Annotated in this window: 16 protein-coding genes, 3 tRNA genes and 1 pseudogene; 15 read left to right on the top strand and 5 right to left on the bottom strand. The window is 51.2% G+C overall.

From position 1 onward, the window contains the following. Positions 1-95: 95 nt before the first annotated feature. From QNH99_RS14405 to QNH99_RS14385, 5 genes are all read left to right on the top strand, one after another. A tRNA-Gly gene (locus QNH99_RS14405) sits at positions 96-171 on the top strand. 40 nt (positions 172-211) lie between these two features. Then, positions 212-285, top strand: a tRNA-Cys gene (locus tag QNH99_RS14400). A gap of 10 nt (positions 286-295) precedes the next feature. After that, positions 296-382, top strand: a tRNA-Leu gene (locus QNH99_RS14395). A gap of 640 nt (positions 383-1022) precedes the next feature. Beyond that, positions 1023-1637, top strand: coding sequence for a hypothetical protein (locus QNH99_RS14390; RefSeq protein ID WP_410516845.1), 615 nt, complete (start codon positions 1023-1025; stop codon positions 1635-1637). After that, positions 1634-1855, top strand: a complete 222-nt coding sequence (locus tag QNH99_RS14385) for a hypothetical protein (RefSeq protein WP_145394807.1) — start codon at positions 1634-1636, stop codon at positions 1853-1855. The genes QNH99_RS14390 and QNH99_RS14385 overlap by 4 nt, the downstream gene beginning before the upstream one ends. Positions 1856-1951: 96 nt before the next feature. On the opposite strand, the gene QNH99_RS14380 is transcribed toward QNH99_RS14385, so the two are convergent. Then, positions 1952-3072, bottom strand: a protein-coding gene (locus QNH99_RS14380) for an IS3 family transposase (protein WP_410516844.1) whose coding sequence is annotated in 2 segments (ribosomal slippage) — positions 1952-2814 and positions 2814-3072 — 1122 coding nt in all. Because the reading frame shifts where the segments join, the coding sequence is not laid out codon by codon here. 579 nt (positions 3073-3651) lie between these two features. Between QNH99_RS14380 and QNH99_RS14375 the strand changes: the two genes are divergently transcribed. The 6 genes and pseudogenes from QNH99_RS14375 (at position 3652) to QNH99_RS14350 (ending at position 6475) form a co-directional block, all read left to right on the top strand. After that, a complete protein-coding gene (locus QNH99_RS14375; protein WP_096012310.1) occupies positions 3652-3960 on the top strand; it encodes a hypothetical protein in 309 nt (102 codons plus the stop codon). Positions 3961-4024: 64 nt separating this feature from the next. Further along, positions 4025-4168 (top strand): annotated as a pseudogene (locus QNH99_RS14370) (IS3 family transposase); the annotation flags it as partial. A 201-nt stretch (positions 4169-4369) separates the two neighbouring features. Then, positions 4370-4576, top strand: a complete 207-nt coding sequence (locus tag QNH99_RS14365) for a hypothetical protein (protein WP_410516843.1) — start codon at positions 4370-4372, stop codon at positions 4574-4576. An 863-nt stretch (positions 4577-5439) separates the two neighbouring features. Then, positions 5440-5709 (top strand): YrhK family protein, encoded by a 270-nt coding sequence (locus QNH99_RS14360; RefSeq protein ID WP_145394806.1) that lies wholly within the window; start codon positions 5440-5442, stop codon positions 5707-5709. A gap of 183 nt (positions 5710-5892) precedes the next feature. Then, positions 5893-6036 carry a hypothetical protein gene (locus tag QNH99_RS14355; RefSeq protein ID WP_410515522.1) on the top strand — a complete coding sequence of 48 codons (144 nt, stop codon included), beginning with the start codon at positions 5893-5895 and terminating at the stop codon, positions 6034-6036. 241 nt (positions 6037-6277) lie between these two features. Continuing rightward, positions 6278-6475: a DUF6404 family protein gene (locus QNH99_RS14350; RefSeq protein ID WP_063879018.1), complete on the top strand. Its 198-nt coding sequence runs from the start codon at positions 6278-6280 to the stop codon at positions 6473-6475. 37 nt (positions 6476-6512) lie between these two features. On the opposite strand, the gene QNH99_RS14345 is transcribed toward QNH99_RS14350, so the two are convergent. The 4 genes from QNH99_RS14345 to QNH99_RS14330 form a co-directional block, all read right to left on the bottom strand. Further along, the gene (locus tag QNH99_RS14345; RefSeq protein ID WP_241536799.1) at positions 6513-8018 is read right to left on the bottom strand and encodes a SulP family inorganic anion transporter; all 1506 of its coding nucleotides are present in this window, start codon (positions 8016-8018) and stop codon (positions 6513-6515) included. A gap of 134 nt (positions 8019-8152) precedes the next feature. After that, the gene (locus QNH99_RS14340; RefSeq protein WP_063879020.1) at positions 8153-8413 is read right to left on the bottom strand and encodes a biofilm/acid-resistance regulator YmgB/AriR; all 261 of its coding nucleotides are present in this window, start codon (positions 8411-8413) and stop codon (positions 8153-8155) included. Between the two features lie 370 nt (positions 8414-8783). After that, complete coding sequence (locus QNH99_RS14335) at positions 8784-9191, bottom strand: DUF2000 family protein (RefSeq protein ID WP_410516842.1); 408 nt, start codon at positions 9189-9191, stop codon at positions 8784-8786. A 42-nt stretch (positions 9192-9233) separates the two neighbouring features. Continuing rightward, positions 9234-10079, bottom strand: coding sequence for an AraC family transcriptional regulator (locus tag QNH99_RS14330; RefSeq protein WP_410516841.1), 846 nt, complete (start codon positions 10077-10079; stop codon positions 9234-9236). A gap of 154 nt (positions 10080-10233) precedes the next feature. Here QNH99_RS14330 and QNH99_RS14325 point away from each other — a divergent pair, with 154 nt between their 5' ends. The 4 genes from QNH99_RS14325 to QNH99_RS14310 are packed head-to-tail and all read left to right on the top strand — an operon-like array spanning position 10234 to position 14844. Next, a complete protein-coding gene (locus QNH99_RS14325; protein WP_410516840.1) occupies positions 10234-10662 on the top strand; it encodes a MarR family winged helix-turn-helix transcriptional regulator in 429 nt (142 codons plus the stop codon). A gap of 2 nt (positions 10663-10664) precedes the next feature. Then, positions 10665-12347, top strand: coding sequence for an MFS transporter (locus tag QNH99_RS14320; RefSeq protein ID WP_410516839.1), 1683 nt, complete (start codon positions 10665-10667; stop codon positions 12345-12347). After that, positions 12347-13441, top strand: coding sequence for an HlyD family secretion protein (locus tag QNH99_RS14315; protein WP_109716062.1), 1095 nt, complete (start codon positions 12347-12349; stop codon positions 13439-13441). Before QNH99_RS14320 ends, QNH99_RS14315 begins: the two co-directional genes overlap by 1 nt. After that, positions 13438-14844, top strand: coding sequence for an efflux transporter outer membrane subunit (locus QNH99_RS14310; RefSeq protein ID WP_241536797.1), 1407 nt, complete (start codon positions 13438-13440; stop codon positions 14842-14844). Before QNH99_RS14315 ends, QNH99_RS14310 begins: the two co-directional genes overlap by 4 nt. Positions 14845-14975: the final 131 nt, after the last annotated feature.

Genomic DNA, 14975 nt, shown 5'->3' with positions numbered 1-14975 from the left:
GCACTGCTGCAGAAGCTAAGAAAAATCAGTAAGTTCGATGAAACGTAGTAAAAATCGACCCCTTCAGCAGGCAGCAAACTGAATGGTGAGATAATGCGGGAATAGCTCAGTTGGTAGAGCACGACCTTGCCAAGGTCGGGGTCGCGAGTTCGAGTCTCGTTTCCCGCTCCAAATTAGCAGGTCAGGACAACCTGGCAGCATATCAGTTTTAGGCGCGTTGGCAGAGTGGCTATGCAGCGGATTGCAAATCCGTGTACCTCGGTTCGACTCCGGGACGCGCCTCCAGTTATACCTCGCCCGGGTGGTGAAATCGGTAGACACAAGGGATTTAAAATCCCTCGATCGCAAGGTCGTGCGGGTTCAAGTCCCGCCCCGGGCACCATATTGAAACACCAATAAAATCAAGTAGTAGCAATGTCGTTTAAGCCGCCTCTTTGGGCGGTTTTTTTGTGCCTGAAATTCGGCAGTGGCAGCAAAATGGCGATGACTTGGCGATGGCATTTTTATAATCTGTCTTTAGACGGTTAGACAGTTTTACAAGCGTTTGCAAAAGTCAGCGTCCGAGCGTCAGTAAACTGAGCAGATAAACTTATGATGTAAAAATGATCTAAATGATTACCGTAAGGATCTGACTGACGTAGGCGGCTTTATAATTTACAGATGTTTGTGTCTCCGGCCCAAAAGCGGGAGGCTAGGGTGCATAAGAAAGATGATAAGAACATTGCAATCTTTTGCACAATACGGATCGAGGTGGTTGTAATTTTACAGCGCACGTATTTGATTCGAGCTAACAAACCTCGAATGAGCCATGCTAGCCAAACGCAGATGTATTCAAAGGAAAAATAATTTATATTTCATTAGGTTATGCTTAACAAGCAGCGTTGATAGTTTTAATGATTTTATAGTCAGCGTAAGTGTGAAAACTATTAATAAAAAAGTTAAGATAATCTTCTTTGAAGATAGTCATTTATGTCGGAAACATGGAGGTAACGATGATAAGTGCGCGAAAGCTGGCTGATCAAATGGCAGAAGCTATTCACTTGGACAGCAACATGTTTCGGGGGGTTATACAGGGATTTATGAGCTTGCCCGTCGATTTTTATTACCTGGGCAATGATTTCTTCCATACTGATGATCGATATGTAAATTCTCTTGATAAAGAAAGACTTATACGATTAGTAAAGCATGGGATGGCGTCCAGGCATAATCTTGAAAAAGTTATTAAAATTTTTATGGATAATTTTTTTCAACACGTTGATTTCACTAAGATGAAAGAGATTTCCGCTAAGGGAGGCGGGAATTTTGTTGGCCGCATGACATTCAACCAATTGGCTGCTGCCAACATGGGTTATGTTTTCTCTTCACGTTTAATTCCTCGTATTGCCTCCGGGCTAACTATCGGCAGTATCATGTCTCTAGGGGCCGCAATGTCGCGTGCGATTTACGTATCGAGAGATTTACAACGAAGAAACCCTTCAATCTATGACACCTTAAGGCGCATGGGTGATATGGATCTCCTTTATTTTTTAGTGGCTGATAAGACCAGACCCTTTGAAGACGCTGCACAGCTTTGGTTAACAGATAGAGAAAAATTTCACCAAACGTGCTGCTTTTTTTTTGAGAAAGTAAATATATGAAAAATTTTCTGCTTGCTGCTATATCTCGCATTGTTCAAGGCATCGGTATCGGCATATGTGGTCTATCGCTCATCTATGCGGGTTGGTATTTGTTTTTTTCTGATAACGTATACAAATATTACCTTGCCGTGGCGAGTTTAGCGGGACTGGTTATTGGGTACTATATCTTTAAGTTTGCCGTGCGAAAAATATACGATGAAAGCCCTGGCGACTGGTGATTTTCGTGGCGGTAAAAACAAATTATGTAGCAGTAATGCGCTGGCATAGTTACGTTGAAAGTCACTATGACCTGCCCCCAGTATTAGATACAACCATCAGTTAGTAATGTCGGTTTGTTTACCTTCACATTTTCCATTCCGCCACCGTGCTGCAAACTCTGATGGCGTCTGATAATTCAGTGCTGAATGCGGACGATACTCGTTATAATCCTGGCGCCAATCTTTAATGACTTTCCTGGCGTGAACGATATCGCTGAACCAGTGCTCATTCAGACATTCATCGCGAAATCGTCCGTTAAAGCTCTCGATAAATCCGTTCTGCGTTGGCTTGCCCGGCTGGATTAAGCGCAACTCAACACCATGCTCAAAAGCCCATTGATCCAGTGCGCGGCAGGTGAACTCCGGCCCCTGGTCAGTTCTTATCGCCGCCGGATAGCCTCGAAACAGCGCAATGCTGTCCAGAATGTGTGTCACCTGCACGCCTGAAATCCCAAAGGCAACAGTGACCGTCAGGCATTCCTTCGTGAAGTCGTCCACACAGGTCAGGCACTTGATCCTGCGACCGGTGGCGAGCGCGTCCATGACAAAATCCATCGACCAAGTCAGGTTGGGCGCCGCCGGGCGGAGCAGCGGCAGACGTTCTGTTGCCAGCCCTTTACGACGACGTCTGCGTTTAACGCCCAGCCCGTTCAGATGATAAAGGCGGTACACGCGCTTGTGATTAACCAGAAGCCCTTCACGGCGCAGTAACTGCCATATGCGGCGGTAGCCAAAACGCCTGCGCTCCAGTGCCAGTTCAGTAATGCGCCCTGATAAATGGGCATCATCCGCCGGACGCTGAGCGTCATAGCGGCAGGTCGACAGGGACAAACCTGTGAGTCTGCAGGCACGACGTTGCGACAGACCGGTCGCACCACACATAAACTCAACGGCTTCCCGCTTCTGGTCTGTCGTCAGTACTTTCGCCCCAGAGCCACCTGGAGTGCCTCCTTATCCAGCATGGCTTCGGCAAGCAGCTTCTTGAGTCTGGCGTTCTCTTCTTCAAGCGACTTCAGGCGCTTAACCTCGGGCACCTCCATACCACCATACTTCTTACGCCAGGTGTAAAAGGTAGCGTCTGAAATAGCATGCTTACGGTAGAGTTCCCGGGCTGAAACCCCGGCTTCAGCTTCGCGGAGGATACTGATGATCTGTTGGTCGGAAAAACGCTTCTTCATGGGAATGTCCTCATGTGGCTTATGAAGACATTACTAACATCGCGGTGTATTAATCAACGGGGAGCAGGTCAGTCCCGCCCCGGCACCATATTGAAACACTAATAAAATCAAGTAGTAGCAATGTCGTTTAAGCCGCCTCTTTGGGCGGTTTTTTGTTTTAAAAGCCCCACTTCATAATATGTCTTCATAATATATCAATCCTGTTTCTGACCTCCGACAACCAGCACAAACACGTTCTTCCTGTTGTAACGTGCGGTTTGTTTCACGTTCTTATGCCCTGAAATTTCCTGTTTGGTATAAATGTTGCCCTCGAGATGCGATATCCCTTTTGCTTGTAAGTCACGAAAAGTGAAACTGAAATCTGGTTCAGGAAAAGCAGCTTTTGCTTCTTGCCTGGCTTTAAGCCAGATCTGTTAAAACCATCAGATAGCGCTACAGAAACGATATTGGCTATGAACTGATACACATTAGTGATTTTTCACATTTTTTATAAAAAAAAGTTCAAAAGATAGGTTCAAGGCTCACCCTGTCATGGATGTTGAGCTAATCTATTAATTTATTTTATGAAATGAGGCGCTCATGACTTGTTTATCTGTTGCTAAAACCATCTACATCAACAATGTGGACGATAAATACTTCAAGTACGAAATCATTCAGGACGAAGCTGGTGAGATTGTGTTTGCTGTCGCGTTTATCGAGGCCATTATTGAGCATGATGGGTTAAGCCTGCCGATGTGGACGAAGCTGGAAAACATTACCGTTGATCACCTGGTGCCCCCTAAAGATGCTGGGTTTCAGACTGAAGTAAGAGATCATCCTTATCCTGGGAAGTCTATGGGGACAGTGATCGACGTATGCAAAGAACATCGAAAAAGATACAAAAATTAAACCAGGGTTTAGACGTGAACTGCACCCCAACAGTTTGAAACGCGACTTAGTAAGGTGCAGTTTTATGAACAAGTATGTTCTCAGCGTTAAGGTTCAGGTCGTACAGCATTATCTTTCCGGGGTGGGAGGGCATAAGGTTACGGCAACGCGCTTTGGTATCGATCACAGAGCCGTTCGTAAATGGTCTGCTGCATGGAAATGTCGCGGTGGAAGGCTTAGTCAGGCAGTGCCGGAGCGGAAACGGAAGACACTGGTGCGAGGCGTTAAGGATAAAGCCAGATGCATAAACGACAACGTTTAGCGTCAGCAGGAGTGAACCAGAAAAGCACCGCAGCCGTGATGCCAGGAATAAAATTAATTGTTCATTTAATGTGCTATGATGCACATCCGTTTCACAACTTAGGCACACATGGACGACTATGATGAACGGCCCTATGTCATCTTCACCGCTATCGGTAAAGCCGTACTAGAACTGCTTGATGTGCAAGATAATTTTTTTGATTTGGAACTTGCTGAAATACTTGAAGAGTGGATGGAAAAGGAAACTAATCCGCTTCAGGCTGAGGTCTACAGAATGGCAGCTGAATTTGTCAGAGCAGGCAAGGTAATAAATTAAAAAGGCCTGCGTTACACAGGCAGAAACTGTTACAAGGGAAAATCCAGCAGTCAGTCTCGACTGACTGTGCAAGCATACAGTGATCCTGTCTTTTAGATATAACTGAATGACTTTTGATCAGTAAAAGGCACGATGTGCATGCGGCAGGCATAAAAAAGCCCACTCGGATGTGGGCATAGCGAAACGGGCTATAAATATAAGGTACTATCAATTACATTTTGATTATCGGCAGCAACGTTGAAAGCTTAAGCCGCAGACCATAATAAAACGCGAGATGACGATAATTTTTACTATTTTTATTTATTTTTCAACGGCCTGTAAAATGAAATACTGCACTTAAGCTATTATTCTGCCTCCAACATTCCCAACATTCCCAACATTCCCAACATTCCCAACATTCCCAACATTCCCAACATTCCCAACATTCCCAACATTCCCCAGCGACATTAGCGCTCTTACTGCCTGCAGCTATCTTATTCTGCTGGTCGTCTCTGTCTTTTTTTACTGCCACATGAGGTCGCGGTGAGCAGAAGTCCCTCCACAAGCCCTGTTTCCTGTGAGCGCAGGTCCTTGCATGCATTGCTAAAGCATCGCAAATATCTTGTTGAAATAGGAAGGAAAAAAATCGGCGAGGTGAGGGGGATAATCAGCTTTTTTATTTTCTGTCACTAACTTCCGCCTCTGAAGTAATGCGTTCGACAGAATAAACAGATTACTCTTTTTACCGTAAAGCCTGATAGCATGGTTAAGCGCACGATAATTTCGCATCTCAATCCTGCCCACTCTAAAAAGACAGGCACAAATCCTTTCCCGTGCACTACCCTTGTCATTCGATACGTTGATCAAACCGATAAGGACAGGCCGTGCCCGGACATCAAGCAGAAATCGATTTCGGTTCAGACCACATCATAATAGAACGTCGCTACCGCGCCCTTGGCGCACTCAACGATCTTTTTATCGCCATCTGGTTTCTGACAGGGAGCATCCTTTTTTTCTTCGATTCGCTGATGACCGGCGGCACCTGGTTATTTGTGGTCGGCAGTCTTCAGTTGCTGTTACGTCCGGCGATAACCCTGGCGGAACTCGTCCACGTCAGGCGCGTTTATCGCTCACAGTCAGTAAATCAGGGATGATTTAAGGCCGTTTTCCTCAGCCTGATCACTTCTCTTCAGGCAAATCAGCCTGACCGTATGGTTTTACGCTGCGGTCAGGCTATGCGTGATTTAGAGATAAATTGTGTGATGGTTTGCTGCCGGATTACCAGGTGCGCGCTGGTGGTGGCGGCGTCTGTTGACCCGTGGTAGGCGGTGGTGGTGGTGGCGCTTCAGCTTGTCCGGGCGGCGGCGGCGCGAATGCCTGTCCTGGCGGTGCAGGAGGCGGTGGCGGAGGACGACGATCGTGCGGTGGTGGTGGCGGTGCAGCACAACCCGGACCTGGCGGCGGTGGCGCGCAGGCGGTGAGCGTGGATGTTACAAAAACAGCAGCGAAAAAGGTCAGACGACGATTCATGCTATTTCCCTTATGAAATTAACAGTAAGCTAATTGTAGACGACCGTTATTAAAATAGGGTGGCGGAGGATAAAAGCGAAGCGACGAAGCCCATTTGTTTGTTTTTTGAGATACTTCTCATCTCGCGACAGTGATCCGGTTTTTTACCACAACTCCCGCTAAGGTAGCGCATCAATAAAGAGGAGTGATGTTATGAATGGCATTTTGAAATTCGTCCGAGGCTGGCTGATTTTTTCGGTTCTGTGGGGCGTCTTCATGTGGTTTATGTCATGGCAGCAGCAGGGTAAAGAGATTGGACTGGCGATTTTAATGAGTCTTTATGCCGGGCTGCTTTATCAGGCGCTGATCACCATGGTTGCGCGCTACAGAGCACGGCGGCAGCAAGCCTGACCGTCGGCCTGCTGCCCGGAAGCAGCAGGCCAGGCACTTAGCCCAGATTGCCGGTTAAGCGCCGATGAAAGTCGCTGCTACGCATATCAAGGCCTTCAATTGTGACCTGGGTGCCATAGCGCTGGTAACGGTATTCGATACCGTCCAGTGCCGCCACGGTTGATGCATCCCAGATTTGTGCATGGGTTAAATCGATGGTGACAGATTGCGGGTCGTGCGCGTAATCAAAGTGCTCAAACAGGTCGTTGCTGCTGGCAAAAAACAGCGGTCCGCGCACGCAGTAGCGCACTGATTGGCCATCTTCGCTTAGCTGTCTTTCGGCATGGATTACATGCGCCACGCGGCGTGCAAATAACAGCATCGCAACGATAACGCCGGCCAGTACCCCGAGAGCCAAATTACCCGTCAACACCGTTATGCCGACCGTCAACACCATCACCAGGGTTTCCGACCAGGGCATCCGTTTCAGCGTCGCAGGTTGTAGGCTATGCCAGTTGACGGTTTTCACGGCGACGACCATCATGATTCCGGCCAGCACCACCATGGGAATTTTAGCCATAACATGGCTCAGACCGGTGACCAGAAGTAACAGGACCAGGCCTGCAGCCACCGTCGAAACCCGGCTGCGCGCTTTGCCTAATTCCACGTTAACGATCGTCTGCCCGATCATCGCACATCCCGCGATTCCGCCGTAAAAGCCAGCAAGAATATTACCTATGCCCAGTCCCCATGATTCCCGGCGTTTGCTGGAAGGCGTGTCTGTGAGGTCATCAACTAACTTGGCCGTTAGCAGCGATTCCATCAGACCGACAAACGCAATACTCAGGGCGGTGGGCCAGATGATCTGCAGCGTGTGTAGATTGAGCGGTACGGCTAAGGTCGTGAAATCGGGCAGCCCGGCACTCATCGGGCCTTCATCTCCCACATCAGGTACGCGATAGCCCATCAACAGCGCCACGCCAGTCACGACAACAATGGCGACCAGAGGAGAAGGAACACTTTTAAGCACGCGCGGCAGTAGCAGCACAATCGCCAGAGTGACGGCGAAGAGCGCCCATACCAAGGGTGACTGGCCCCAGACATGAGGCACCTGGGCAAAGAAAATCAAAACCCCAAGGGCATTAACAAAACCTATCATCACGGAACGTGGAATGTAGCGCATCGCCCGGGACATGCCTGTCACACCAAACAGAATCTGAATCAGTCCGGCCATCACCACCGCAGGCAGGATATAGGCCACGCCATGTACATGTACCATCGGGCCAATCACCAGCGCCACCGATCCCGCTGCCGCGGTCACCATGGCAGGGCGGCCGCCAAGAATGGACAGCGTCAGGCAAAGCACCACCGAGGCGAACAGGCTGACTTTAGGATCGACACCCGCGATAACAGAAAACGAGATGACTTCCGGGATCAATGCCAGGGCGGTAATCACGCCAGCCAGACATTCTCGGGTAAGCAGTGCAGGCGAACGCAATACGCGCCTCACACTGATATCGTTTTCCACAACCGCAGCGGTGGCGACATCATTTTGTTGAATCATAATGTTGTGCAGGCTCTTTTATTTTCATCTTGCGCGAAAGGCAAGGCAGACTGGATATGATGAGGGGCAGATGTTACCGATCGATAAACGAAGAAGCCAGAGAAAGAGAAATGACTCCATCCATGGAGCAGGGATTATACCGTTAAGTCGTCAGGTGTTTTGTAGACCACCAGCTCCAGCAGGTGACGATAAACATCGAGTGAAACTTCGTCACGTTCCAGTTCAAGACGATGAATCAGTTTAGAAATAATCGCTTTGTTATTAACGGCCATCCCTGACTGCAGAATTTCTGCGACCACCATTCCAAGAATTTCCATATCACTGTCAGGCTTATGTGCCGCAACGGTAAAATATTCAGCAATCTCTTTATCAGTTTGGGGCAGTGTGTTTTGCATGTGTTAGCCTTTCAAATAGCCAGCTACCCGGGCGGACAGCAGGACAAACAGACATAAAAGCCATCGCATAAAATACAATGGAACCCAACGCCGTAAACAGGTCCAGATGGTCAAAAAAGAAACCTCTGAGGGTGGAAATCCATTACACCTTCAGAGGCGACGCAGATGCATCATTCGTTACAGAGTCGTGATCACAACTCGTTGGCTGTAAAGTTATACAATGAAACTTTAATTGTACAAGTAAATTATTAGACAAAAAATGCTAACGCCTATTAATTAATAGGTTAGATAATTTTTTTGCAGGCAATGTGTACAACAAAATGTGTACAAACTAACAATTTCTTCACGAAAACAGCATTCCCCGACAGCGTTAACCAAACAGATTGAGTTTTGCCGTCAGCTTACGCACCTTTTTCTTGTCACCGACTACCGCAATACCCAGTAAACGCCATTCTGCCGCCGGCAGTGTCTTCATTGCGGCCGTGAACGCGCCGTAATCCGTGGTCGACTGGCCTTCTTCCGGGAATACCACAATGTCGCATTCCGTCTCTTCAGCCTGATGCCATAAGGCACTGAGCTGGTGTACATCTGCAGCCAGCACGGGAATACCTACGGGAATCAGACCGGGAAAGCGCCGCGTGGCGGCATCCTCAAGGGCTTCACCTGTCAGAGAAGGATGACGCTGGCCCACCGTCAGAGCGATGACGGCTGCGGCATTTGCCGCTTTGCCTGTGGGTAGCGCGCTGTTCAATATCATTACACATCGTGATTCTGTCATGTTCTTCTCCTGAGACAAAAAGCCATTGTGGCAAGGCTCTTTTCAGGCGTCTGGAAGATTTGTGCACAGCTGCTGGTAACGGGCGGGAGTCAGTTGGCAGGCACGCTTAAACCAGCGGCCCAGATGACTTTGGTCGGCAAAACCCAGTTCGGCTGCAACCTGTGCAGGCGATTCACCGATAGCCAGCCGACGTCGTGCCTGGCTGAGCCGCCACTGTACTAACCAGGCGTGCGGCGGTAAGCCCCATTGCTGCTGAAACAGCCGGGAAAGACGAAAGCGATCAACGTTGAGGGCCTGTGCCAGCTGTGCAATCCCGGGATTGTCCGCGTGATAAGCGATCAACCAGTCGCGAGCCTGATGCGCCAGCGACAGAGCCGCATCCGTTTTCGCACCATGCCAGACAGGATAGTGACGAAGTTGCCGGAATAAACGGTCCAGCGCCGCATCTTTAATGAGTTGGGGATGATCGTGCCACAGCGCTTCAAACGCATGCCAGACTGCCCAGGAAAGTTGACCATCATCCTGCAGCGTGGTGGCAAAACGCAGTTCTCCGCAAGGCGGGCCATCAAGACTGGCGGGCGCAAGATGCTGATGCAGATGATGAGGTGACAGATACAGCATACGGTAGGTAAAGCCCTGCGCATCAATCGCATCGCCATCGTGAAGCTCTTCAGGTTCCAACATAAAGACAGTGCCGGCGAGACTTTGGTGACGTTGACGTCGTGAATGGAACTGCTGTACGCCTTGTTCCGTCACGCCAATTAAATAGCTGTCATGCCAGTGAGGATCGTAGGCATGGCCGGTAAAATGCGCCCGTATGGATTCAATGCCGCTGTTCGGGTCGCGACGTAAATCAACCCAGCTGTCTGATGAATCTTTCACACGCATTTTACTCCAGAGGACTTTTACGAGAGTATCAACCTGTACATTCTGCCGCGATTATCCATTATTTAACAGATTAGGCACTTTTCATTCGCAATTTGCTTTGCGTATAATAACTTATTCAACTAATTAGAACTCTAATCATTAGGTTGCTACTTAAATGTCATCTAACCGTACCTTTACGCATTTACTGCATCTTACCGCCCATGCCTGGCGCCTGGCCGTTGATCGTCACTTAAAAGACAGCGGATTAAGCACCAGCAGCTGGATGGCGATAGGATTGATCGCCAGCGAGCCTCAGCGGCTTACGCAAACTGAGCTGGCGCAGCGGATGGGGCTGGAGGATGCCAGCATGGTGCCGCTAATAGACCGCCTGGTGAAACAGGATCTGCTGATGCGCGTACAGCCCGTTGAAGATCGTCGCAAACGCCATCTGGTTCTGACTGAAAAGGGCAACGAAGCCTTTATGAATGTCAAAACGCACGCCGATGCATTGCGTACTGAATTGCTGGCTGAGATCGATCCTCAGGAGCTGGTGATTGTTGAGCGCGTGTTAGAGACGCTTCTGACCCGAATGGGAACGATGTAATTATGGCCCGGCGCAATCCCTACGCTGCGCGTGAATGGTTGCCACATGAAAAACCCATGCTGCCGGGGTCACCTTCCACCCCGCTGCATTCAACGCCTAAACGCCTGGCATTTGGCTTAATCGGCCTGTTGATCTCCCTGACAGGTGCCTTAAGCAATGCGCTGGTCAGCGCCAATCTGACGAATCTGCAGGGCACCTTTGCGGCTTATTCGAATGAAATTGCCTGGCTACCGGCAGTGTATGTGATGGGGAATATCTCCATTAACCTGCTGCTGGTAAAATTTCGCCAGCAGTTCGGACTGCGGGTGTTTACCGAAGCTTTTCTGGTGCTTTATGTGCTCGTCGCCTTTTTCCATCTTTTTGCCAACGATCTCAGCTCGGCGATTATTGTGCGCACGGCACATGGCATGGTGGGGGCCGCTTTGAGTTCGCTGGGCATCTATTATCAGGTCCAGGCGTGGCCGGCGAAACATCGCCTGAAAGCGCTGGTCATCGGCCTGACCGTTTCTCAGTTAGCGATTCCGCTGGCCCGGCTCTTTTCCAGCGAATTGCTCCAGCTTGACGAGTGGCGCGGGCTTTACCTGTTTGAGCTGGGCTTAGCCCTGATTGCCCTGGGCGCAGTGCTGGTGGTTAAGTTGCCGCCGGGCGATCGCATCAAGGCGTTCGAAAAGATGGATTTCGTCACCTTTATGCTGCTGGCTCCGGGCATGGCGCTGTTGTGCGGCGTGTTGTCGCTTGGCCGCATTGAATGGTGGTTTAGCACACCGTGGCTGGGGATATGCGCTGCGCTGGCATTAGTGCTGATCGTCTCCGCATTTGTGATTGAGCATAACCGCCGCAATCCCCTGATCAACACGCGCTGGCTCAGCAACGGGTCGATCGTGCGTTTAGGCATTGTGATGATCATGATTCGTATCGTGCTGGCGGAGCAGAATACCGGTGCGATAGGTTTTTTACAGCAGATGGGTCTACAGAATGATCAGATGCACGGCCTGGCCTTTGCCATCATCGCCGGTGTCATTGCCGGGATTGCAGCCAGTGCGCTGACCATTAAACCTACCCATCTCAACTGGCCGATTGTGGTGTCGCTCATCGTGATGATCAGCGCCTCTCTGATGGATGCGCAGTCCAGTCCGGTCACTCGTGCCAATAACATGTACTTGAGTCAGTTTTTACTGGGATTTGGTAGCGCCTTTTTTATGGCCCCGGCGATGTTGATGGGGATCGGCAGCGTAGTGACCCAGCCTAAAAACCTGGTCAGTTTTGTGGTGCTGTTCGGCATGAGCCAAAACCTGGGCGGCTTAATCGGCTCGGCTATTCTGGGGACCTTTCAGACGTGGCGTGAAAAATATCACTCCAGCCTGCTCGGCGATCAATTATCGTTACTGGACCCCAATGTCAGCGAACGGCTTAATCAATATGGTGCCTTGTTTAACAGTCAAATCAGCGACAGTGCGCTGCTGAGTGCGCAAAGCATCAGCCAGCTTCAGTCAGTCGCAACCTTACAGGCCAACGTCCTGGCCTATAACGACACCTATCTGCTGACGGCCGCGCTGGCGCTGATCACCCTGATGTGGGTGCTGTGGCGCTTAACCCGCCGGCGCTATCTCGACTGGCGACAGGCCACATTCAATCTGGCAGAGCAGCGTCAGCTTGCCGCCGCACAAGAACGAACGGAGCAATAATGAGTCAGCAGGATGAACTTCAGGCAGCAGAGCGCGACCGGGCAAATCGCCGTCGTATTCTCTCCATTGCCTTAGGCAGCGGTATTGTGGTGATTGGCGTGCTGGTGATTCTGTATGCCTGGCAGCTCTGGCCCTTCACCAGTTCCGTGCAGAGCACGGAAAACGCCTATGTCCGAGGGCAGGTCACGTTTATCAGCCCGCAGGTCAGCGGTTATCTGACGGCCGTGAAGGTGGTTGACCTGCAGCCGGTAAAAAAAGGCCAGTTACTGATGACGATTGACGACCGTATTTATCGTCAGCGCCTGCACCAGGCCCAGGCCCAACTGGCAATGAAGCAGGCGGCGCTGAGTAATAATCAGCAGCAGCGTCTCAGCGCGCAGGCAACCATTCAAAGTAATAAAGCGGCGCTGGAAAACGCCAAAGCACAGGCGGTGAAAAGCGGCCTGGACCTTAAACGTGTCGAAAATCTGGCTGCTGACGGTTCGCTCTCGGTTCGCGAGCGCGATGCGGCGCGGGCGGCAAATGCACAGGGCCTGGCGCAGTTGCATCAGGCCGAAGCACAGGTTGCCGTCGCCCAGCAGAACTTACAAACGGTCATTGTTAACCGCGCCTCGCTGGAGGCGGATGTGGCCAGTGCAAACGCGGCGCTGGAACTGGCAGAGATCGATCTGGCTAACACGCGCATTACGTCACCTGATGAAGGACAGCTGGGGCAGTTATCGGTGCGTAAAGGTGCCTACGTGACGGCCGGGACGCGCCTGACGTCGGTGGTGCCGAACCATAAATGGATTATCGCCAATTACAAAGAAACCCAACTGGCCCATATTCGTGCCGGATTGCCGGTGACGATTCGTGTTGATGCGCTGGACGGTAAGACATTCCACGGTCACGTCGAATATCTCTCACCCGCAGCGGGATCAGAATTTAGCGCCATCTCGCCGGACAATGCGACCGGTAACTTCGTCAAAATCGCGCAGCGTATTCCGGTACGTATTGATGTCGCGCCGGAGGTTCAGCAGCAGCTTCGTCCCGGCATGTCGGTTGAAGTCAGTATTGATACGGCTGCAAGCGCAGACGGAGAAAAAACGCCATGATGGGCTATCGCGTAGCCGCAGGCCTGCTGGCGATCGTCCTTGCGGGATGCAGTACCCAGGTCGACAAAGCCCCGGCATCTTTGCCGATTCCGCCACAATGGCGTGAGCAGGTTGGGCCTTCTGCGCCGCCGGAAGCGGCATGGTGGCAAGCATTTGGCGATCCGGACCTCAATCGGTTAGTGAGCCAGGCATTACGCAATAATCCAGACATATTGATTGCCCGCTCGCGGGTTGATCAATACCGGGCCCAGTTGCGTGCAGCCCAGGGGGACGACTTCCCGACGCTGAGCGGGGGCGTGGCTGCAACGCGTCAGCGTGCGCTGTCCGCGGCAACCGGTCAGCCTAATGACACCTCCGTTTTTCAGGGACAGCTGCAGGCCAGCTACAATGTGGATTTGTGGGGCGCACGCAGCCGTTCGATCGATGCGGCACAGGCGACGCTGGAAGCACAACAGGCCGCCGCCTCGGCAGCCGAACTGACCATCGCCAGTTCCGTTGCATCGGGTTATATGACGCTGTGCGCGCTTGATGAGCAGCTGCGCGTTACCGAGGACACACTGGCAACGCGGAGTCACTCGCTCAGGCTGGCGCAACGCCAGTTCGAAACGGGCTACACGTCACGGCTTGAGTGGATGCAGGCGTCATCAGAATATGAATCTGCCAAAGCCCAGGTGCCGCAGCTCCAGCACCAAATTGCGCAACAGGAAAATGCGCTCAGCATCCTGGTGGGCATGAACCCACGAGAAATCGCTCGCCAGCGCGAATTCACTGCCATTATGCCGCAGGTCATGCCGGGCGTGCTGCCTTCTGCCTTGCTAAATCGCCGTCCTGATATTGTGCAGGCGCAGCGTCAGCTACTGGCCGCCGATGCCACGCTGGCTTCTTCCAAAGCGAAGCTGCTGCCGGGGATTAACCTGACCGCATCCGGCACGCTGCAGAGTTCCGTGTTGCACCAGCTGGTGGACGATCCCTTCCGCCTGTGGAGTGTAGGGGGCAGTATTCTGGCGCCGTTACTGAATCGTGAAGCCTTGACCGCTCAGGTCGATGTTTCCATGGCCTCGCGGAATCAGGCCCTGTACAGCTATGAGAAAGTGGTGCGTAACGCGTTTTCCGAGGTGAATAATGCACTGGATGCGATCCGTCAGGGGGAAGCTCAGCAGGCGGCGCTGCAGAAGCAGGAACAGTTTGTTGCCGAGGCGCTGCGCATTGCGACCAACCGTTACCAAAACGGTTATGCCTCTTATCTGGATGAACTGGATGCACAACGTACCCTGTTTGCAACCCAGTTGAATCTGGTCACGGTCAAAAATAATCTGTTGCAGGCGCAAATTGAGCTGTATCGCGCATTGGGCGGCGGCTGGTCTGCCGAAAACGCGTCTTCGCGCGAGCCGGTGAAGCAGTGATTAGCGGTCAACGTTTTTTGGCCGTATCGTCTCCTCTGCGTAGGTTTGTAAAAGAACGGATTACTGAATAAGATTGCTCTACACTGTAACCCGCAAATGTAGCCTTGCGTCACGCGTTAACCAGGAAGAGC

The organism is Pantoea allii, assembly GCF_046529425.1.
In the GTDB taxonomy this organism is placed as follows: Bacteria; Pseudomonadota; Gammaproteobacteria; order Enterobacterales; family Enterobacteriaceae; genus Pantoea; species Pantoea allii.
The sequence above is the reverse complement of the archived record's forward strand: the minus strand, read 5'-3'. Positions and strand labels throughout refer to the sequence as shown.